The sequence below is a fragment of the Deltaproteobacteria bacterium HGW-Deltaproteobacteria-18 genome (assembly GCA_002841885.1).
Lineage (GTDB): Bacteria > Desulfobacterota > Desulfovibrionia > Desulfovibrionales > Desulfomicrobiaceae > Desulfomicrobium.
On record PHBE01000003.1, the window covers coordinates 35,295 to 54,957 of the forward strand.

At 63.3% G+C, this 19,663-nt stretch carries 19 protein-coding genes; 8 read left to right on the forward strand and 11 right to left on the reverse strand.

Annotated features, from left to right (window positions below):
* From CVU60_03530 to CVU60_03540, 3 genes are read right to left on the reverse strand one after another with little or no spacing between them, the layout of a single operon-like run.
* Positions 1–1,050, reverse strand: coding sequence for an ABC transporter permease (locus tag CVU60_03530; GenBank protein ID PKN42874.1), 1,050 nt, complete (start codon positions 1,048–1,050; stop codon positions 1–3).
* Positions 1,047–2,576 (reverse strand): sugar ABC transporter ATP-binding protein, encoded by a 1,530-nt coding sequence (locus tag CVU60_03535; protein PKN42875.1) that lies wholly within the window; start codon positions 2,574–2,576, stop codon positions 1,047–1,049. Before CVU60_03535 ends, CVU60_03530 begins: the two co-directional genes overlap by 4 nt.
* 46 nt (positions 2,577–2,622) lie before the next feature.
* A complete protein-coding gene (locus CVU60_03540; GenBank protein PKN42876.1) occupies positions 2,623–3,606 on the reverse strand; it encodes a BMP family ABC transporter substrate-binding protein in 984 nt (327 codons plus the stop codon).
* Between the two features lie 712 nt (positions 3,607–4,318).
* Between CVU60_03540 and CVU60_03545 the strand changes: the two genes are divergently transcribed.
* The 6 genes from CVU60_03545 (at position 4,319) to CVU60_03570 (ending at position 10,930) form a co-directional block, all read left to right on the forward strand.
* Complete coding sequence (locus tag CVU60_03545; protein ID PKN42877.1) at positions 4,319–5,374, forward strand: C4-dicarboxylate ABC transporter; 1,056 nt, start codon at positions 4,319–4,321, stop codon at positions 5,372–5,374.
* Positions 5,375–5,528: 154 nt separating this feature from the next.
* Positions 5,529–6,065, forward strand: a complete 537-nt coding sequence (locus CVU60_03550; protein PKN42878.1) for a C4-dicarboxylate ABC transporter permease — start codon at positions 5,529–5,531, stop codon at positions 6,063–6,065.
* Complete coding sequence (locus CVU60_03555) at positions 6,062–7,387, forward strand: C4-dicarboxylate ABC transporter (GenBank protein PKN42879.1); 1,326 nt, start codon at positions 6,062–6,064, stop codon at positions 7,385–7,387. The genes CVU60_03550 and CVU60_03555 overlap by 4 nt, the downstream gene beginning before the upstream one ends.
* Before the next feature lie 173 nt (positions 7,388–7,560).
* Positions 7,561–8,688, forward strand: coding sequence for a glycoside hydrolase family 3 (locus CVU60_03560; GenBank protein PKN42880.1), 1,128 nt, complete (start codon positions 7,561–7,563; stop codon positions 8,686–8,688).
* A gap of 71 nt (positions 8,689–8,759) precedes the next feature.
* Positions 8,760–10,118: an ethanolamine ammonia lyase large subunit gene (locus CVU60_03565; GenBank protein PKN42881.1), complete on the forward strand. Its 1,359-nt coding sequence runs from the start codon at positions 8,760–8,762 to the stop codon at positions 10,116–10,118.
* Positions 10,115–10,930, forward strand: a complete 816-nt coding sequence (locus CVU60_03570; GenBank protein ID PKN42882.1) for an ethanolamine ammonia-lyase — start codon at positions 10,115–10,117, stop codon at positions 10,928–10,930. Before CVU60_03565 ends, CVU60_03570 begins: the two co-directional genes overlap by 4 nt.
* Before the next feature lie 15 nt (positions 10,931–10,945).
* Here CVU60_03570 and higA read toward each other — a convergent pair whose 3' ends face one another.
* The 8 genes from higA to CVU60_03610 form a co-directional block, all read right to left on the reverse strand.
* Positions 10,946–11,245 carry an addiction module antidote protein, HigA family gene (gene higA, locus CVU60_03575; protein PKN42883.1) on the reverse strand — a complete coding sequence of 100 codons (300 nt, stop codon included), beginning with the start codon at positions 11,243–11,245 and terminating at the stop codon, positions 10,946–10,948.
* A 16-nt stretch (positions 11,246–11,261) separates the two neighbouring features.
* Positions 11,262–11,540 carry an excinuclease ABC subunit A gene (locus tag CVU60_03580; GenBank protein ID PKN42884.1) on the reverse strand — a complete coding sequence of 93 codons (279 nt, stop codon included), beginning with the start codon at positions 11,538–11,540 and terminating at the stop codon, positions 11,262–11,264.
* 206 nt (positions 11,541–11,746) lie between these two features.
* Positions 11,747–12,658 carry a hypothetical protein gene (locus CVU60_03585; GenBank protein PKN42885.1) on the reverse strand — a complete coding sequence of 304 codons (912 nt, stop codon included), beginning with the start codon at positions 12,656–12,658 and terminating at the stop codon, positions 11,747–11,749.
* On the reverse strand, positions 12,568–13,551 hold the full coding sequence (locus CVU60_03590) for an oligopeptide ABC transporter ATP-binding protein (protein PKN42886.1): 984 nt from the start codon (positions 13,549–13,551) through the stop codon (positions 12,568–12,570). The genes CVU60_03585 and CVU60_03590 overlap by 91 nt, the downstream gene beginning before the upstream one ends.
* Entirely contained in the window at positions 13,548–14,531 is a 984-nt protein-coding gene (locus tag CVU60_03595) for a methionine ABC transporter ATP-binding protein (protein ID PKN42887.1), read from the reverse strand. The genes CVU60_03590 and CVU60_03595 overlap by 4 nt, the downstream gene beginning before the upstream one ends.
* Complete coding sequence (locus tag CVU60_03600) at positions 14,528–15,385, reverse strand: D-ala-D-ala transporter subunit (GenBank protein ID PKN42888.1); 858 nt, start codon at positions 15,383–15,385, stop codon at positions 14,528–14,530. The genes CVU60_03595 and CVU60_03600 overlap by 4 nt, the downstream gene beginning before the upstream one ends.
* An 8-nt stretch (positions 15,386–15,393) precedes the next feature.
* The gene (locus CVU60_03605) at positions 15,394–16,404 is read right to left on the reverse strand and encodes a peptide ABC transporter permease (GenBank protein PKN42889.1); all 1,011 of its coding nucleotides are present in this window, start codon (positions 16,402–16,404) and stop codon (positions 15,394–15,396) included.
* A gap of 54 nt (positions 16,405–16,458) precedes the next feature.
* Positions 16,459–18,000 (reverse strand): peptide ABC transporter substrate-binding protein, encoded by a 1,542-nt coding sequence (locus tag CVU60_03610; protein PKN42890.1) that lies wholly within the window; start codon positions 17,998–18,000, stop codon positions 16,459–16,461.
* 216 nt (positions 18,001–18,216) lie between these two features.
* Here CVU60_03610 and CVU60_03615 point away from each other — a divergent pair, with 216 nt between their 5' ends.
* Entirely contained in the window at positions 18,217–18,639 is a 423-nt protein-coding gene (locus CVU60_03615; GenBank protein PKN42891.1) for an HIT family protein, read from the forward strand.
* An 81-nt stretch (positions 18,640–18,720) separates the two neighbouring features.
* Positions 18,721–19,566, forward strand: coding sequence for a hypothetical protein (locus CVU60_03620; protein ID PKN43030.1), 846 nt, complete (start codon positions 18,721–18,723; stop codon positions 19,564–19,566).
* Positions 19,567–19,663: the final 97 nt, after the last annotated feature.

Here is a 19,663-nt window from a genome sequence, read left to right on the forward strand (position 1 = left end):
TTACTTCCAGCGGATGCGGTAGCGGGTCAGGAACATGGCCAGGAGCACCATGAGCAGGCTCACCGCCGTGGTCACGTCCGCGATGTAGTTTGAAATGTTGATGGCGCGGCTCATGGAATCGGCCCCGATGTAGATGACGGCGATGAAAACAGCCGAGAGCACCACTCCGAGGGGATGCAGGGCGGCCAGCATGGCCACGACGATGCCAGAATAGCCGAATCCCGGGGACAGATCGAGGGTCAGGTAGCCCTTCACGCCGCACAGTTCGCTGACTCCGGCCATGGCCGCCAGTCCGCCGCTCAAGAGCGCGGTGCGTACGATGGTGGCCTGGACAGGCATGCCGGCGAAGGTGCTGGCTTTCAGGCTCGCGCCGACCGCCCGGATCTCGAAGCCCCAGATGGTGAAACGCATCATCCACCAGACGGCCAAAGCGCAGGCCAGGGCCAGGATGAACCCGAGATGCAGGCTAGATTTGGGGACAAGGATGGGCAGCATGGCCTGGTCGATGACGGGGGCGGCCTGGGGCCAGCCCATGGCCATTGGGTCTTTCCAGGGGCCGAAGACCAGCCAGTTGACGACCAGCAGGACCACGAAATTGAGCAACAGGGTGGTGACCACCTCGTCGGCCTTGAGGTGTGTCTTGAGCCAGGTCGGGATGAGCAGGAACAGGCCGCCTGCCAGGGCGCCGGACAGGAACAGAAAGGGGATCATGAGCCAGGCGGGCAGGGTGATCATGCCCGTGCCGAGCCAGGTGGCCATGCAGGCCCCGACGTAAAACTGCCCTTCGGCGCCGATGTTCCAGAGCTTGGCCTTGAAGGCCACGGCCGCGGCCAGTCCGGTGAAGATGAGCGGGGTGGCGCGGGTCAGGGTCTCGGTCAGGGCGAAGGTTGAGCCCATGGCTCCCTTGAGGAGGAGTCGCCAGGCGTTCAAGGGCTCCGCTCCGGCCCAGATGATGAGCCCGGAGCAGAGCAGCATGGACCCAAGCACGGCCAGGAGCGGTGCGCCGATATGCCAGCCGAGGGACACTGATTCGCGGGGTTCCAGTCTCATGCGGCGCCCCGGTTTTCAAAGGTCTGTCCGCTCATCATGAGCCCCAGTCTGGCACGGTTCACGGTGGCCGTGTTTTCCGGGGCGGACAGCCTGCCCTGGTACATGACCTGGATGCGGTCCGTGAGTTGGAAGAGTTCGTCCAGGTCTTCGGAGATGAGGACCACTCCGGCTCCGCGTCGGGCGGCGTCAAGCAGGTGCTGATGCACGGCGGCGGTGGCCCCGACATCAAGGCCCCAGGTCGGCTGGTTGGCCAGGATGAGGTGCGGGCCCTGCGACAGGACCCGGGCCAGGATGAGTTTCTGCATGTTTCCGCCGGAAAGTTTGCGTACTGGGGCGTCCTTGCCCGTGCAGCGGATGTCGAAGACGTCCATGAGCTGCGCGGCCCGTGACGACAGGGCCTTGAAATTGAGCATGCCGCGTCTGGAAAAACCGGGCAGGCGGTAGATCTCCGTGGACAGGTTCTCCATGACCGTCATGTCCGCCACCAGGCCCGTCCCGGTGCGGTCGTCGGGCACTCGGCCAACGCCTGCGCGGATCATGGCCCCGGGGGTGGGGCGGCTCACGGTCTGTCCGCGAAGCACCACGCTGCCTTCGGTCGGGGCGACAAGGCCGGACAGGAGGTCCGCGAGCAATGCCTGCCCGTTGCCGGAGACGCCGGCGATGCCGAGGACTTCGTGGGACCGCACGGAAAGGCACAGTTCGCTCAGGTTTGGTCCGCGATCCGGGGCGCTTGCATGGACACGGTCCAGAAAGAGGACCTCGTCTCCGGGCGTGAGCGTGGTGCGTGTGGCCTGGGGGATGTTGGCTCCGACCATGGCCTTGGCCAGCTCCTCGGCGCAGGTTTGTCTGGTGGAGGTCTCAAGCACCACGCGGCCATGGCGCAGCACCACGCAGCGGTCGCTGGCGGCCATGACCTCGCGTAGTTTGTGGGTGATGAAGATGACGCTCAGCCCTTGCGCAACGAGGCCGCGCAGGGTGGTGAAGAGATGGTCGCTTTCCTGCGGAGTGAGCACGGCAGTTGGTTCGTCGAGGATGAGGATGCGTGCATCCCGGTACATGACCTTCAGGATTTCGACCCGCTGCCGTTCGCCCACGGACAGGCTGCGCACCATGGCGTGCGGGTTCACGTGCAGCCGGAAGCGGTCCATGAGCCAGCCCAGCTTGGCCAGGGCGCGGGCCGAGCCCCGGCGGAATCCCCACAGAGATTCGGTGCCGAGCATGATGTTTTCGAGCACGGTCATGTTGCCGGCCAGGGTGAAGTGCTGATGGACCATGCCCACGCCCGCTTCGAGCGCGGCCCTGGGGGAACCGGGAGGCAGGGGTTTGCCGAGCACTTCCACGCTGCCGGTGTCGGCCACGTAGTGCCCGAAGAGAATGGACATGAGGGTGGTCTTGCCTGCGCCGTTTTCTCCAAGCAGGGCCAGCATCTCTCCTTCGGCCAGGGTCAGGGAGATGTCGTCGTTGGCTTTCAGCGGCCCGAAATTTTTGGTGATGCCGGAAAGTCGCAGCAAAGGTGTGATGGACATGGTTGACCGAAAAAAGGGGGCCGGGTGGTTTCGGCCCCCTTTGGGATCAGAAGGTGGATTTGGGTTCGTCGTCGTTGATTTCGATGACCAGGGTTCCGGCCTTGATGGCGGCTTCGGTCTCGGCAACCTTGGCTTTCACGTCGGCGGGGATTTTGTCCTCGAACTCGTAGAAGGGGGACAGGGAGGCGCCGCCTTTGGCCATCATGGTCCATTCACGGTAGTCCTCGGCGGCGAAGGTGCCGGCCTTGACCCGCTCGATGGCGTGGTTCAGGGCCGCTTCCATGTGCCACAGGGCCGAGGCCACGACCACGTTCTCGCCGTTCTCTTCCTTGTTCATGTCGTTGACGTTGCCGAAGGCGATGATGCCCTTTTCGCGGGCGGCATCGACCACTCCGGAGCGTTCGGCATAGAGTACGTCAACGCCGGCCTCGACCTGGGCGTAGGCGAATTCCTTGGCCTTGGGCGGATCATACCAGGAACCGATGAAGGAGACCTTGAATTCCACCGCCGGATTGACGGACTTGGCGCCGGCCATGAAGGCGTTAAAGAGGCGGTTGACTTCGCCGATGGGGTAGCCGCCGACCATGCCTATCTTGTTCGTTTTGGTCATGGAACCGGCGACCATGCCCATGAGATAGCAGGGCTCGTGGATGTAGTTGTCGAAAACGGACAGGTTGTCGCCGTCAGGGCCGAAGGTGTCGCCCATGAGATAGGCCACGTTCGGGTAATCCTTGGCCACCTTGCGCACGTCGCGGGAGATGCCGAAGGCTTCGCCGACGATGAGCTGTACGCCGGCTTCGGAGTATTCGCGCAGCACGCGTATGTAATCTGTGTTCGAAACTTTTTCGCTCCAGACATATTCGATTTCGCCCGCCGCCTCGGCCTTCAAAAGGGCCTTGTGCAGTGTAGCGTCCCATTTCTGCTGAATGGGCTGGGTGTAGATGCCTGCGACCTTGATTTTTTCGGCCATGGCCGTGGTGCCCATGAACAATGCCAGGCTGAGCGCGACCAGGAACAGCGTACGTTTCATTTGTGTCCTCGTGTTTCAAAGTTGTGTGGAGAAGGGCCAGACCGGCATAAGCACTATGCATGCCAGAGGGCTCAGGCAGGCATGCCGCGGTTTGCATTCGACCCGCACCCGGTCCGCAAGGCTGAAAGACCGGACTTTGTGTCATACGGCTGATGCCCAATGGCGCAACTTTTGTCCATGAAAAAAGGCTGGAGGTTGCGCGAGCCAGATCGATGTGGAGGGTTTCGGGCATGACCGTGGCGCAGCCTTGGGTGACGACTTGTTACAAAAATGGATAATATTTGAGCGTAAACGAAAATAATGCGCATTTTCGAAAGAAAAAAGTTCTTAAAGTCAACAGTGGGTGTTTTTGCGCCTACTTTCAACCCACATCAAGCCAGCCATGGGCTTTTCATGTTTGAGCTGAGGGGAGTGTATGACAGTTTTGTTCAATATTGTAAAATAGCCATTAAAAATGTGACTCATTTGCGCAAATAAAGAGGTCTTGCTCCTGAAAATTCGATTTTTTAACAGTCCTAATATATCTTATATTTTGAAATAGTTCATTAAATTCAAAATTGGAAAGTGTTGGCCGGGTTATTGCTTTTTGTGGTTTGTCGGCAAGTTTGTTTGCTGACGCACGCGTCATGAGAATGGAACGCCATTCATGGAGCACCAAAAAAGCGATAATTTTTTGGTTTTATACAGAAACGGTCAACACGGAGCTGGACTCATGAAAAGAAGAGAATTCGTCAAAATGGCAGGACTTGGGGCCACGGCCGCAGCGGCATCGACCGTGGTCAACGCGCCTTTTGTGCACGCTTCCAAAAAAACGCCCATCCGCTGGCGTCTGCAGACATACGCAGGGCCTGCCCTGGCCGAGCATGTCATCAAACCGCAGATCGATGCCTTCAACAAGATCGCAAGCGGTGACATGGTCATCGAGCTTTATAACGCGGATCAGCTCGTGCCCACTCCCGAACTGTTTCGCGCCATGCAGCGCGGAACCATCGACGCCGTGCAGAGTGATGACGACTCCATCGCCGCCCCTGTCGACGTGGCCGTCTTCGCCGCCTACTTTCCCTTCGCCACGCGTTACTCCCTTGATGTGCCGACCCTCTTCAACCATTACGGGCTGAACGAAATCTGGCAGGAGGCTTACAGTGAAATCAAGGGCGTGACCTGGCTTGGCGCGGGCGCATGGGATCCGTGCAATTTTGCCACCAAGGAGCCCATCCGTTCTCTTGCCGACCTGAAAGGCAAGCGCGTCTTCACTTTTCCCACTGGCGGCAAGTTCATGCAGCGTTTTGGCGTGGTGCCCGTGACCCTGCCCTGGGAAGACGTCGAGGTGGCCCTGCAGACCGGAGAGCTGGACGGCATCGCCTGGTCGGGCATCACCGAGGATTACACCGTGGGCTGGGCCGATGTGACGAAATACTATCTGACCAACAACATAAGCGGTGCCTGGGTAGGCTCCTACTTTGCCAATTCCGATAAATGGGAACAGGTTCCCGAGCATCTGAAGACTCTCTTCAAGGTCACCATGGACAGCTCCAACTACTATCGCCAGCACTGGTACTGGTGGGGGGAGGCGCACTACCGCACCAAGGGCGGAAAGCTTGAACTGACCACCATTCCCGAGGAGGAATGGGCCCAGGTTGAGGCGGAAGCGGTCAAGTACTGGGACGAGATCGGGGCCACCAGCCCCCGGTGCGCCAAGGTTGTCCAGATTTTGAAAGACTACAGCGAGACCATGAAGAAGGCAGGCAAGCCTTACCGTTACGCCTAGCGCGAACAGCAAACCATCTGATTTGAAAATGAACCCGCCCGGCTCCCGATGGAGCCGGGCCTTTCCCGCTCCCCGGAATCGGGGAGCGATTCCCCCGGTGCGCCCGAAAAGGCGGCCATTCAGGGATCAGCCATAATTTTTTGCGAGGTGCCCTGTGTTCAAAGCATTGGTGACATATACGAAATACGTGGACGCCTTGAACCGGCTGGTCGGCAAGTTCGCCATGTATCTGATGTTCTTGATGATGTTTATTCTGCTATATGCCTCTGTTTCACGAAGCCTGCTCAATTCCCCCGTGGTCTGGGCCGTGGAGATGGCGCAGTTCACCATGGCTGCCTACTATCTTCTCGGCGGCGGATATTCGGTCATCCTGCGCGGACATGTGCGCATGGACGTGCTCTACAGCACCTGGACCCCGAGAACCCGGGCCATCATCGATGCGCTGACGTCCTTCTTCCTGCTCTTTTATCTCGGCATGCTTCTCTACGGGGGCATATCGAGCACCGCCTATTCCCTTGAGTACGGGCAGAAGAACTACTCCGCCTGGGCTCCGCCGCTCTCGCCGATCAAGATCATCATGGTCGTCGGCATCGTGCTCATGGTGTTGCAGTGCGTGTCCCGCCTGATCAAGGATATCTCGAAAGCCATGGGCGTGGACATGCTCAAAACCTACGGAGACGTGATGCCATGAGTTACGAAATGATCGCTCTTTTGATGTGCACGACCCTCATGGTGCTGCTTTTGACCGGCCAGAGGGTTTTCGGTGCGGTGGGTTTCGTCGGTGCGGCCGCTTCGCTTCTGCTCTGGGGCGACGGCGGTTCGGAAATGCCTTTCAACGCGAGCATGGTGCTGCTGAACTGGTTTCCGCTCCTGACCCTGCCGCTTTTCATTTTCATGGGCTACATGCTCAGCGAATCGGGCATCGCCAATGACCTCTACAAGATGTTCCATGTCTGGATGGGGCCCCTGAACGGCGGCCTGGCCATCGGCACGGTTGTGCTCATGGTCGCCATCTCGGCCATGAACGGACTCTCCGTTGCGGGCATGGCCATCGGCACGAGCATCGCCCTGCCGGAGATGCTCAAGCGCGGCTACGACAAGAAGATGATCACCGGCGTGATCCAGGCCGGAAGTTCCCTTGGCATCATGGTTCCGCCAAGCATCGTGTTGGTTCTCTACGGCATGATCGCCCGTCAGCCGGTCAGTCAGCTCTGGCTGGCCGGGGTGTTCCCAGGGCTTTTGCTGGCGCTGCTGTTCGTGGGCTACATCGTGGTCCGCTGCAAGCTCAACCCGGCGCTGGGGCCGTCGCTTTCGTTCGAGGAACGGTCCAGCATTTCCAGCCGGGAGAAGATCGCACTTTTGCGTGCGGGCATTGTCCCCATCGCCATCGTCTTCATGGTCACGGGCCTTTTCATGCTGGGCGTGACCAGCCTGGTCGAAAGCTCCGCCGTGGGCGCGGCCGCAGCCATGATCGCGGCAATGGCCAAGGGACGGCTGAACCGCTCGGTGCTCGATACGTCGTTGCACAAGACCCTGTCCGTGAGCTGCATGTTCATGTGGATCATTCTGGCTGCCCTTTGTTACGGCGCGGTGTTCGACGGACTCGGCGCGGTGCACGCCATCGAGATCCTGTTTCTCGAGAAGTGGGGCCTGTCCCCGTGGGGCGTGCTGATCATGATGCAGGTCTCCTACATCATCATGGGCATGTTTCTGGACGACACGGCCATGCTGGTCATCGTCGCTCCACTTTACATCCCGCTCATCATCGCTCTTGGCTTCAACCCCATCTGGTACGGAGTGCTCTACACCGTGACCTGCCAGATCGCGTACATGACACCACCCTTCGGCTACAACCTCTTCCTGATGAAGGCCATGGCGCCCAAAGAGGTCACCCTGGTCGACATCTATGGATCCATCGTGCCCTTCGTGGCCCTGATGGTGCTCGGCCTCGGCCTGATCATCACCTTTCCGCAGATCGCCCTCTACTTGCCGGAGCTGTACTTTCCCAAGTAACACCTGCGTGAACACGGCCGGGAGGCTTCCTCCCGGCCATCAGCACAAAGGGGAACGACATGACGCGAGGGATGATTGGGATGTTGGGGAGGTCCGTGGCAGCAGGGCTTGTCGCTGGAGCGCGGCAGACAACGCTTGACGGTGTTTTTCATGACGGGAAATTGTCCGGCGGGATGCTTTTATTCCTGGCAGCGATCATGTGCCTGATTCCGGTCGCGCCAGGGCATGCCATGGATACGGACTCACTGCGAGCCATGGCCGGGCAGATGCTGCTGGTGGGTTTTCGCGGGACTGCGGTGAATAACGAGTCTCCCATCCTGCGCGACATCCGTGAACATAATCTGGGAGGCGTGATCCTCTTTGATCGTGACGTGCAACTGCAAAGCCCGGAACGCAACATTCAGAGCCCCGGGCAGGTTCAGGCCTTGACCGCGACCCTGCAGGCAAATGCCGGAACCCCGCTCTTTGTCGCTGTGGATCAGGAAGGCGGACGGGTGCGGCGCTTCCGCGAGGACCGGGGCTTTGCTCCGAGTCCCTCGGCGAAGGCAATGGGGCAGGGCAGCCCGGAGCAGACCAGACTTGAAGGCGAGCGGACCGGAAGGCTGCTGGCGGGCCTTGGCGTGAACCTGAACTTCGCGCCAGTGGCGGACGTGGACGTCAATCCGCAGAGTCCGGCCATCGGAGCCCTGGAACGAAGTTTTTCCGCAGATCCGGATCTGGTTGCGCTCCATGCCCATTCGTTCAGCCGGGGCCTCATGGCGCAGGGCGTCCTGCCCTGTCTCAAGCATTTTCCCGGACATGGCAGCGCAACGGCGGATTCGCATCTTGGACTGACCGACATCAGCAAAACCTGGACCCCGACGGAGCTGCGGCCCTATGAGTTGCTGATTCCGCTGAAGGCCAGCCCCCTGATCATGACGGGGCATCTCTTTTTGCGCCAGTTCGACGATGCACACCCGTGCACCCTCTCAAAGACAGTGCTGACGGGACTTTTGAGGCAGCGCCTGGGATTTGATGGCGTGATTGTCTCCGATGACATGCAGATGCGGGCCATTGCCGGACATTATGGTCTGGACGAAGCGATCCTTCTGGCTGTCGAAGCCGGAGTGGATATTCTGGTTTTCGGCAACAACCTGGACTACGATCCGGACATCGTGCCCAGAGCCATTGATATTCTGGTCAAGGCCGTAGAGGAGGGACGCCTCTCCGCAGAACGGATCGCGGCCTCGCATCGGCGCATTCAGGCCGTCAAGCAGCAGCTGCGCATCAGCCTTGCCTTGGGCCCGCAGGAAAGGCCATGAATTCGTGCCGCGATTTGCGGTGGCGAAAAAAACAATGGCGAAAATCTTCACCATGCCAGGCAGGACATGAGATGAAACGAACTTTGAAGGAATTGCTGGCCAAGGCCTCGCCGCTACGTTCGGGCGATGTCCTGGCGGGCGTGGCCGCGGTCACGGAGGAGGAACGGGTCCTGGCCCAGATGGAGCTGGCCGGTGTGCCGCTGACCCGCTTTCTGGAGGAGCACGTCATTCCCTACGAGGAAGACGAGGTCACACGGCTGATTATCGACACGCACGACCAGGAGGCCTTCGCGCTCATCCGTGGCTTCACCGTGGGCGAGTTCCGCGACTGGCTCCTGACCGACGAGGCCGACAGCGCGGTCCTGGCCCGTCTGGCTCCGGGGGTGACCCCGGAAATGGCCGCGGCCGTGTCCAAGCTCATGCGTCTGCAGGACCTGGTTCTGGTCGGCTCCAAGTGCCGGGTCACGACCCGCTTCCGCAACACCATCGGCCTGCCGGGGACGTTTTCGGTCCGCCTGCAGCCCAACCATCCCACCGATGACTTGAAGGGCATCGCGGCCTCGACCCTGGACGGTCTGTGTTACGGCTGCGGGGACGCGGTCATCGGCGTCAACCCGGCCACGGACAGTCTGGACAACATCTGCCGCATCTCGGACATGCTCGGCGGGCTGGTCTCGCGCTACGCCATCCCGACCCAGACCTGCGTGCTGACCCACGTGACCACGACCATGGAGGCCATCGAACGCGGCGCGTCCGTGGACCTGTGCTTCCAGTCCATCGCCGGGACCGAGGCCGCCAACGCGAGCTTCGGCGTGACGCTCTCCCTGCTGCAGGAGGCGCTGGAGGCCACGCGGTCCCTTGCGCGCGGTACCGTGGGCGACAATGTCATGTATTTCGAGACCGGTCAGGGCAGCGCCCTCTCGGCCGGAGCTCATCACGGCGTGGACCAGCAGACCGTGGAATGCCGCGCCTACGCCGTGGCCCGCCGGTTCGAGCCGCTGCTGGTCAACACGGTGGTCGGGTTCATCGGGCCCGAGTACCTGCTGAACGGCAAACAGATCATCCGCGCCGGGCTCGAAGACCATTTCTGCGGCAAGCTCCTGGGCCTGCCCATGGGCGTGGACGTCTGCTACACCAACCACGCTGAGGCCGACCAGGATGACATGGACGCCCTCTTGACCCTGCTGGGCGCGGCGGGCTGCACCTTTGTCATGGGCGTGCCCGGGGCCGACGACATCATGCTCAACTACCAGTCCACGTCCTTCCACGACGCGGCCTACCTGCGAAAGCTACTGGACCGCAAACCAGCGCCGGAGTTCGCGGCCTGGCTGGAGTCTTCGGGCGTGATGGACAGGGACGGGCGGCTCGTGCCCATTGAAAAAGGCAACCGCCTGCTGGGCCTGCCGGGCGCCATACGGGAGGAATCATGAGCGATCGGATCACGGCGGCCGTTACGGTCAGCGAAGACCCCTGGGCGGAACTCAGGCGATTTACAGCGGCCCGCATCGCCGTCGGACGGAGCGGGTCGAGCCTGCCCCTGGCCGAGAGCCTGTCCTTCAGGCTCGATCACGCCCGGGCCCGCGATGCCGTGCACACGCCGTTCCGTCGGATGGAACTGGCTGAGAGCCTGCGCACGGCGGGCATCGCCTGCGTCGAGCTTGAGTCGGGAGTGGGCGGACGGGAAGAATATCTGACCCGGCCCGACAAGGGCAGGCGTTTGAGCGAACGATCGGTTGCGGTCCTGCAGGGGCTGGACAAGGGCTTCGACATCAGCCTGGCGGTGGGCGACGGCCTCTCGTCCCGGGCCATCCACGAGAATGCCCCGGACTTCGTGCCGGCCTGCGTACGCATGTTCGGGCAGGCCGGCTTAAGCGTGGCCCCGGTCTGCCTGGTGGAAAACGCGCGAGTGGCCGTGGCCGACGAGATCGGGGAAATCCTTCAGGCCCGCCTGTCCGTCATCCTCATCGGCGAACGCCCGGGCCTGTCCTCGCCCAACTCCATGGGCGTCTACCTGACCATGGCACCCCGCGTTGGCACCACGGACGAGGCCCGCAACTGCATCTCCAACGTGCGCGAGGGTGGTTTGAGCCTGGCGGAGGGCGTGCGCAAGCTGGGGTATCTTGTGGAGCAGGCGCTGATGCTCGGGCTGAGCGGCGTTGGGCTCAAGGACAGGATGGCCGCCGGCTACCTGCCCTTCGGCCTTCCGGAGTCGGCAATTACGGGCGGGATGCCGAACGGCTGAGTGGAGAGGGCTGGGTCAGGCTGCGGCCCCTGACCAGGGTTTGATTCTCCGCAGTTCGGTTTCAAGCGTGCGTTCGGCGACCTCCGTGTCGTGGGCGGCCTGGGCGCGGAGCCAGTAGCCTTTGGACAGGCCGAAGAAGCGGCACAGCCGAAGGTCCGTGTCCGCGGTGACGGCACGCCGCCCGGCCACGATCTCACTGATGCGCTGCGCGGGCACGTTGATTTCCTTGGCCAGCCTGTACTGGCTGATGCCCATGGGCTTCAGGAACTCTTCCAGAAGAATTTCGCCGGGTGTGATTGGTGCGAGTTCGGTCATATTTCCTCCCTTCCCCCTAATGGTAATCGACAATCTCCACATCTTCGGCCCCGGCTTCGGTCCAGCGAAAACAGACACGAAATTGGTCGTTGATGCGGATGCTGTGCTGTCCGGCCCGGTCTCCCTTGAGTGCTTCGAGCCTGTTGCCGGGCGGGATGCGAAGATCATCCAGCCTGCCGGCGATCTCCAACTGCCGGAGCTTGCGGCGGGCGACTGCGGCGATGTTGGCGTAGCGCCGGCAATTGGCCCCTTTGGAAAGCCGTTCCGTGAGTTCGCACTTGAAGGAGATGATCACGGCCGCATAATGACGCGATGCGTGATTAACGTCAAGCGTGATGGGAGGGCGGTTTCGTATCCCGTGCGATGGGGGCGATTCATCAGAGGCTGAACCTCAAATAAGACTGCCCGTTATTTTACGTTCTCGGGTTATCGTAAAATAACGGGCAAAAAGGGTGGGCGAGATCTCATGACATCATTGCCGTCCCTGATCGGAAGAGTTCCTCAGATGAACGGCACCAGCTCCACCAGGCAGCTCATGGTGTTGAAGGCCTGGAAGGCCTCGACCACGTCGGAGCCCGTGTAGCTGACCGTGAGGTCGTCCAGGCGCTTCGTGCGCGGGATCATGCCCGCGCGGTCGGCGCCCGAGGCCGTGGTGCAGCGCACGGTCAGCTCCACATCGCCGTCGAACACGAAGGGTTTCACCTTGGGCGGGTTTTGCAGGGCCTCCTTGGCCGCGGCTTCGATGGCCCGGCAGGTTCTGGCCGGGTGTTCGCAGATGGCGGCGTAGGCGCCGACGGCCTCCTTGACGGCCAGGGTGCGCACGCCCGGCAGCAGCGCCTCGGCCTCACGGCAGGCGGCCAGGTCGCCGGCCACGAAGGTCACGGGTACGCCGAAGTGTCCGGCCAGGGCGGCGTTCAGCCCGATCTCCCCGACCTTGATCCCGTTCAGACGCACTTCCTGCAGGCGGCCCGTGAAGGTGTGCACGATGCTCGCGTTCATGGTCCCGCCCATGGCGTGGTAGCCCACGAACATGGCTGCTGCGAAGGATTCGTCGATGCCGTGCATCATGGACAGGGGGCGCGGCGAGCCCATGACCAGGCGGGCGCGCTCGTCGAGTTCCTCGGGCAGGAGGTTCAGGCCCACGTTGTGGGAGTCGGACACGGTCACGCCCAAAGCGCCGGCTTCGAAGACGCCGCGGATGGCGGCGTTGACCTCGTTCGTCATGAGACGCCGGGCCAGGGGGTATTCACGGCCGTCCACGCGGGAGTGCTCGTGGCGGGCCACGCCGCCCACGCCTTCGATGTCTGCGCTGATATAGATCTTCATGGTGTGTTCCTCTGGTTGTGGAGATGACAGACGGCCACGTGCCCGGGCGAGAGCTCGACGCTTGGCGGCTCGACGCTTGCGCAGCATGGCATGGCCTCGGGGCAGCGCGGGTGGAAGCGGCAGCCCGGCGGCAGGTCCACGGGGCTCGGCACGTCGCCGGTCAGGCGGGCCAGGTTGCGGCGCTGCGCCGGGTCGGGCACGGGGACCGAGGCCAGCAGGGCCCGCGTGTAAGGGTGTCCCGGGGTCTCGAAAAGTTTTTCCGTGGGCGCGGTCTCGACGATGGCGCCCAGGTACATGACCGCGATGCGCCGGCTGACGTGCCGGACCACGGTCAGGTCGTGGGAGATGAACAGGTAGGCGTGGCCGCGTCTGGCCTGCAGGTCGCCCATGAGGTTCAGGATCTGGGCCTGCACCGAGACGTCGAGGGCGCTGGTGGGCTCGTCCATGACCACGAAGGCCGGGTCGGCCACCAGGGCGCGGGCCAGGCCGATGCGCTGGCGCTGGCCGCCGGAGAATTCGTGGGGGTAGCGGTCCAGGCACTCGGGCCCCAGGCCGACTTCGGCCAGGCTGGCGGCGGCGCGTTCGCGCAGTTCGCCCCCCTTGGCCAGCCCGAGGATTTTGAGCGGCAGGGAGACGATGTTGCCCACGGTCATGCGCGGGTCCAGGGAACTCTGCGGATCCTGGAAGACGACCTGCATTCGGGCTCTGGCCCGGGTCAGCTCCGCGCCCGAGAGCCGTGTCACGTCCACCCCTTCGAAGCGCACGGAGCCGCTGTCGGCGTCCAGCAGGCGCAGGATGAGGTTGCCGACGGTGCTCTTGCCGCTGCCCGACTCGCCCACCAGGCCCAGGGTTTCGCCTTTTTCCAGGTGCAGGGAAACCCGGTCCACGGCCTTGAGCCAGCGTTTTTTCCCCTCCAGAAAGCCGCCGCCGAGGGGGAAGGCCTTGCACAGGTTCTCCACGCGAAGCAGTTCGTCGCTCATGACAGGCCGTCCTGGTTGAAAAGATGGCAGGCCACGCTGTGATCCGGGGCGACCCTGATCATCTCCGGGGCGATTCCGCCGCACTCGCTGCTCGCGGCGTGGGGGCAGCGGGGGCGGAAGCGGCAGCCCGGCGGCGGATCGATGGGGCTCGGGACGCTGCCGGGAATGGCGTAGAGCTCCCCGCCCGAGGACCGCCCCGGGATGGAGGCGATGAGGCCACGGGTGTACGGGTGCGCCGGCCGGGCGAAGATGCTCTGCACGTCGGCCACCTCGACCACCTGGCCGGCGTACATGACGGCCACGCGGTTGCAGAGCTGGGCGACCACCCCCATGTCGTGGGTCACGAAGAGGATGGACAGCCCCTGGCGCTCGGCCAGTTCGGCCAGGATGGCCAGGATCTGGCCCTGCACGGTCACGTCCAGGGCCGTGGTCGGCTCGTCGGCCAGGAGCAGGGACGGGTTGCAGATCAGCGCCATGGCGATCATGACCCGCTGGCGCATGCCGCCCGAAAGTTCGTGAGGGTAGGCCCGGAGCACGGATGCGGGCTCCGGCAGGCGCACGGCCGCGAGCATCTCCAGACACGCGTCCGTGGCCTCGGCCCGGCTCGCGCTGCGGTGGGCGCGGACCACCTCGCGCATCTGGTTGCCCACGGTGAAGACGGGATTGAGGCTGTTCATGGGTTCCTGGAAGATCATGGAGATGCGTTCGCCGCGCAGCCTGCGCATGTCCGTGCGCGGCAGCTTCAGCAGGTCCCGTCCCTCGAAGAGGATTTCGCCGGCGTCGATGCTGCCGGGCGGGGAGGGGATGATGCGCAGCACGGCGCGCGAGAGCACGGACTTGCCGCAGCCCGTCTCGCCCACCAGGCCCATGACCTCGCCCTGGTTCACGGTCAGGGACGCTCTGTCCAGCACGTGCGCCCGGCCCTGGTAGGTGCCGAAGCTGATCGAGAGGCCGCGGATGTCGAGCAGGGGGGCGCTCATCGCCTGATCCTCGGATCCAGGACGTCGCGCAGGGCGTCGCCGAAGATGTTGAAGCCGATGACCGTGAAAAGAATGAACAGGCCCGGGAAGGTCGCGTACCACCACTGGTCCATGAGGAATTTGCGTCCCGAGGCGATCATGGCCCCCCATTCCGGGGTCGGCGGTTGGGCGCCCAGGCCGATGAAGGACAGGGACGCGGCGATGAGGATGGCGTCGCCGAGCGTCAGGGTGGCCAGGACGATGGCGGAATTGAGGCAGTTGGGCAGGATGTGGCGGCGGATGATGAAGCCGTGCCCGGCCCCGGCCACCCGGCTGGCGGCCACGTAAGGCATCTCGCGCACTACCAGGGCCTCGCCGCGCACGAGTCGCGCGAATTTCGGGATCATGACGAAGGCTGTGGCCAGGATGGCGTTCACCAGGCTCGGCCCCATGGCTGCGGCCAGGGCCAGGGCCAGGATCAGCGACGGAAAGGACAGGATGACGTCCATGAGGCGCATGATGACGTTGTCGATTTTCCCGCCGAAATACCCGGACGTCGCCCCGATGAGGGCGCCCGTCACACCGGCCACGGTGATGACCAGCAGGCCGATGGAGAGGGAGATGCGCGCGCCGTAGAGCACGCGTGAAAAGATGTCGCGGCCGAGTTCGTCGGTACCGAAGTAGTGGGCCGCGCCGGGCGGCATGAGTCGGTCGGCGAGGGACAGCTTCACCGGGTCGAAGGGCGCCAGGAGCGGCGCGCCGATGGCCAGCAGGACCATGACGGCGATGACCACGCCGCCGATGACGGCTGAGGGGTTGCGCGAGAGGATGCGCAGGGTGAGCTTCAGTTCGCGGAAGATCGGGTGTGCGGCCACGTCGTCCCCTAGTAGCGGATGCGCGGGTTGAGGAAGGCGTAGAGCACGTCCACCGCGAGGTTGATGACCACGTAGGCCGTGCTGGCCAGCAGGGTGAAGCCCATGATGGCCGGAAAATCGAGCGAGTTGATGGAGTCCACCACGTACTTGCCCATGCCCGGCCAGGCGAAGATGGTTTCCGTCAGGATGGCCCCGCCGAGGAGTTCACCCAGGGACAGGCCGGCGATGGTCACGGTGGGGATGAGCGAGTTCTTGAAGGCGTGCTTGAAAATGACCCGGGCCGTGGACAGGCCGTTGGCCTTGGCCGTGGTGATGTAGTCCTGCCCCAGGACCGCGATCATGGACGAGCGCACGATGCGCGTGATGACCGCCAGGTAAACGTACGACAGGCAGAAGGCCGGCAGGATGAGGTGGCTCAGCACTTCTTTGAGCAGGGCCCAGTCCCGGGCCAGGATGGCGTCGATGACGTAGAGGCCCGTCACGGCCGCCGGCGGCGAGCTGGTGATGTCCAGGCGCCCCGAGCCCGGGAGCCAGCCGAGGTTGCGGTAGAAGAGCAGGAGCAGCATGAGCCCCAGCCAGAAGACCGGGGTGGACACGCCGATGACCGAGAAGACCCGGGCGACGTGGTCGGCCAGGCGGTTGCGCCGCACGGCGGCCAGGATGCCGAGCGGGATGCCCACGGTCAGGCAGAGGACGAGGCTGGCCATGGTCAGTTCGAGCGTGGCCGGGAAGAAGTCGGCCAGGTCCTTGGTCACGGGTCGGTGGTTGCGGATGGACTGGCCCAGGTCGCCCTGCACGAGGCCCTTCATGTAGCGCACGTACTGCACGGGCAGGGGCCTGTCCAAGCCATGCTCCCTGCGGATGGACTCCACGGCCTCCTTGCTGGCCTTGGGCCCGACGATGATGCGGGCCGGGTCGCCGGGGATGGCGTGGGAGATGATGAACGTCAGGATGCTCACCCCGATGAGCACCGGGATGGCGGCCAGGACGCGCTTGATGATGTAGGCGAGTATCCGCATTCGGTCCAAGGGGTCCCGGCCGGAAGGTGTTTCCGGCCGGGACGCGATGTCGGGTTATTTCTTCGAGATGGACTCGAAATTGTACATGGATTCGAGCATGGGGTTGAACACGTAGCCCTCAACGTTGGCCCGCAGGGGCACGATGGTCTGGATCTGGTACAGGAAGATGTAGGGGGCGTCCTGCATGATGATGTCCTGGGCCTCGCTGTAGAGCTTCTTGCGTTCTTCCACGTCGGAGAGGGTTTCGGCCTTGCGGACGAGTTCGTCAACCTTTTCGTTCTTGTAGAAGCTGCGGTTGCCGGGCAGGCCCTGCTTGGCCGAGTCGAACCAGAAGTTCATGAACATGTAGGGGTCGGCGAAGTCCGGGCTCCAGGCGCCCAGGCACAGCTCGAAGTCGCCCTTGTCGATCTTGTCGCGCAGGGTCGGGTTGGCCATGAGTTCCAGGTTCAGCTTCACGCCGATGTCGGCCAGGTTGGCCTGCATGACGAGTGCGATCTGCTCCCAGGTGGCGCGGCGTTCGGAGTAGATGAGGGTCAGCTCCAGGTTCTCGGCGCCGGCGGACTTGAGCAGCTCCTTGGCCTTGGCGACATCGAGCTTGTACTGGAAGACATCCCCCCGGTGTCCCCACATGCCGTCGGGGATGGGCCCGCGCATCTGCACGCCGTTGCCCTGCAGGACGTGGTCGATGATGCCTTTGTAATCCACGGCGTAGGACAGAGCCTGGCGCACGGCGGGGTTCTTGAGCTTCTCGTTCTGGCAGTTGACGTAGACGTACTCGACCATCTGCGAGGGGAAGCGGTTGACCACGATGTCCTTGTTCTTCTCCAGGGCCGGGATCTGGTCGATGAGGATGTTTTCGGCGATGTCCACGTCGCCCTGCTCAAGCGCCATGCGGCGGTCGGCGGACTCGGACATGAAGCGGATGATGACCTTCTTGAGTTTCGGCTTGTCGCCCCAGTAGTTTTCCTTGGCCTCGAGCACGCAGCGCTGCCCGCGGGTCCACTCGGCGATGCGGAAGGGGCCGCTGCCGTCCACGTTTTCGGCCAGGAAGGCCTGGGCCTTGTCGTCGCCGACGGCCTTGGCCGCGACCTTGGGATTGACGATGGACGCGCCGTCGGTGGCCAGGGTCTGCAGGAACGGGCCGTAGGGGTTTTTCAGCGTGATTTCGAGGGTGTATTCGTCAAGGGCGGTCATGGAGGCGATGGCGCTGATGTTGTCGGCCGGCCCTTTGCCGATGGCTATGGTGCGGTCCAGGGAGAAGCGCACTGCTTCGGCGTTGAGCGGCGTGCCGTCGTCGAAGGCGATGCCCTTGCGGATCTTGAAGGTCCATTTCAGGCCGTCGTCGGACACGGTCCAGGACTCGGCGACCATGGGCTCCACCTCGGTCAGGCCGACGCCGTTCTCGACCTTGTACTTCACCAGGCGGTCGTAGCAGGGGTAGATCTGCCGCCAGTCGTAGTTGTCGCTCGACACGCCCGGATCCAGGCTATGGATGTCCGAGGAAACGGCGACGACAAGGGTGTCCTTGTCCGCGGCAAAGGCCGCGGGGGCCATGGAACCGATCAAGAGGAGAAGACAAAGTGTCCAGATGCGCATGCTCCCTTACCTCCGTAAGTGATTGGAGAAAATATGACGCCACGGACTGCGACTAGCACCTGAGGACATTGGCTGTAAAGGGTTCTTCTTTTTATGCTTATTGGGAATCAAAAGTTACAGACACATTTGTATAGTTCTTCAGCTGCCGCTACAGTCTGCTCCGCCCGTGGCACGGCGGAACTTGCCGTGCCTGGCCGACTTCCGTAGCGTGAAAGCATGAAACACTTCAAGCTCCACCCCACCCTGGCCGCGGATTGCCACGATCTTGGAGTCTGGCGCGATCTGCGCCTTCTCCTGCACAGGGACGCCCATGTGCCCTGGATCATCCTCGTTCCCGAGACATCGATCACCGAGTGGCACGAGCTGCCCGGCGACCTGCACCGGCAGCTTCTGGCCGCATCCACGCTCCTGGCCCGCATGCTCAAGACGGACTTTGCCTGCGACAAGGTCAATGTCGCGGCCATCGGCAATATGGTGCCGCAGTTCCACTACCATGTCATCGGCCGCTGGAGGACGGATCCCTACTGGCCCGGCGTGGTCTGGGGCCGCGTTGAACCGGGGCGCGTCTACGGCGAGAGCGAGGTCAAGGACATGCGCATCCGTTCTCAGGCCTGCATGGCCGACTCCGGGGAGAGCTGAATGCCGAAGCCTGCCGCTCCGACACCTGGCCACGGGCCCGCCTGGCGGGCGTGGGTGCAGGCCGCGCGTCTGCCGTCGCAGATGTACATATTCTGGCCCCTGCTCCTGGGCCAGTCCCTGGCCATGGGCGAAGGCTTCTCCAGGGAGGTTGTCCTGGCCTGCCATTTCTACGGCCTGGTCAGCCAGTTCTACATCGTCTTTGCCAACGATGTGGCCGACATGGCCACGGACCGCAGAAATCTTACGTTCACGCTGTTCTCGGGAGGGTCCAGGGTCCTTGCGGATGGGCTACTGACAAGGCGGCAACTGGGCAAGGCGGCCGTGCTGTGCGCCGGACTCTCGGCATTGACAGGGGTATTTCTGGGAGTCCGTCACGGCGTCTGGCTGCCCCTGCCGCTCATCCTGTTCGGGCTGGCGCTGCTGTGGGCGTACAGCTATCCTCCCTTGCGCCTGTCCTACCGCGGCGGCGGGGAGTACCTACAGATGGTCGGGGTCGGGCTCGTGCTGCCCATGATCGGTTTCAGCGCTCACGCCGGAACTCTGGCCGGGCTGCCCTGGACGGTCATGCCGCTCATGCTCGCCCTGTCACTGTCCTGCGCCCTGGCCACGGCCCTGCCCGATGAGCCGTCCGACCGGGCCGACGGCAAGCGAACGCATGCCGTGAGGTTCGGCATTGCGGCCACCCAGCGCTCCATCCTGCGGCTGAACGCTCTGGCCCTGGCCTGGTTCCTGCTCGTTCCGCTTCAGGGGGCGTCGCTGGCCGCGAGAATCCTGCTGGTTCTGCCGTGTCTGGCGCTCTGGCTGGTCTGCCGGCGACTGACCGACGTGCGCCCCGGGGAGCGGGGCATGCTCCTCTTCGTCACCGCGCAGGTGGTCTTTACCCTGACGCCCATGATCGGCCTGGCCATTCTGTTCCTGGTTTCCTGATTCTTGCCTGCATCCATGGGGCCCCGGCACTTGATCGCGTCAGCAGTGACATACGGGGGCCCCCGGCGATCACGCTTCGTCTACTACGGCATCATCG

What these genes read in the sequence shown, in the direction of transcription:
- CVU60_03620 (PKN43030.1), top strand. Translation starts at nt 18,721, where the DNA reads ATGTACATATTCTGGCCCCTGCTCCTGGGCCAGTCCCTGGCCATGGGC.
- CVU60_03560 (PKN42880.1), top strand. Translation starts at nt 7,561, where the DNA reads ATGCTTTTATTCCTGGCAGCGATCATGTGCCTGATTCCGGTCGCGCCA.
- CVU60_03590 (PKN42886.1), bottom strand. Translation starts at nt 13,551, where the DNA reads ATGAGCGACGAACTGCTTCGCGTGGAGAACCTGTGCAAGGCCTTCCCC.
- CVU60_03615 (PKN42891.1), top strand. Translation starts at nt 18,217, where the DNA reads ATGAAACACTTCAAGCTCCACCCCACCCTGGCCGCGGATTGCCACGAT.
- CVU60_03545 (PKN42877.1), top strand. Translation starts at nt 4,319, where the DNA reads ATGAAAAGAAGAGAATTCGTCAAAATGGCAGGACTTGGGGCCACGGCC.
- CVU60_03565 (PKN42881.1), top strand. Translation starts at nt 8,760, where the DNA reads ATGAAACGAACTTTGAAGGAATTGCTGGCCAAGGCCTCGCCGCTACGT.
- CVU60_03555 (PKN42879.1), top strand. Translation starts at nt 6,062, where the DNA reads ATGAGTTACGAAATGATCGCTCTTTTGATGTGCACGACCCTCATGGTG.
- CVU60_03585 (PKN42885.1), bottom strand. Translation starts at nt 12,658, where the DNA reads ATGCTGCGCAAGCGTCGAGCCGCCAAGCGTCGAGCTCTCGCCCGGGCA.
- CVU60_03610 (PKN42890.1), bottom strand. Translation starts at nt 18,000, where the DNA reads ATGCGCATCTGGACACTTTGTCTTCTCCTCTTGATCGGTTCCATGGCC.
- higA (PKN42883.1), bottom strand. Translation starts at nt 11,245, where the DNA reads ATGACCGAACTCGCACCAATCACACCCGGCGAAATTCTTCTGGAAGAG.
- CVU60_03570 (PKN42882.1), top strand. Translation starts at nt 10,115, where the DNA reads ATGAGCGATCGGATCACGGCGGCCGTTACGGTCAGCGAAGACCCCTGG.
- CVU60_03605 (PKN42889.1), bottom strand. Translation starts at nt 16,404, where the DNA reads ATGCGGATACTCGCCTACATCATCAAGCGCGTCCTGGCCGCCATCCCG.
- CVU60_03540 (PKN42876.1), bottom strand. Translation starts at nt 3,606, where the DNA reads ATGAAACGTACGCTGTTCCTGGTCGCGCTCAGCCTGGCATTGTTCATG.
- CVU60_03530 (PKN42874.1), bottom strand. Translation starts at nt 1,050, where the DNA reads ATGAGACTGGAACCCCGCGAATCAGTGTCCCTCGGCTGGCATATCGGC.
- CVU60_03535 (PKN42875.1), bottom strand. Translation starts at nt 2,576, where the DNA reads ATGTCCATCACACCTTTGCTGCGACTTTCCGGCATCACCAAAAATTTC.
- CVU60_03595 (PKN42887.1), bottom strand. Translation starts at nt 14,531, where the DNA reads ATGAGCGCCCCCCTGCTCGACATCCGCGGCCTCTCGATCAGCTTCGGC.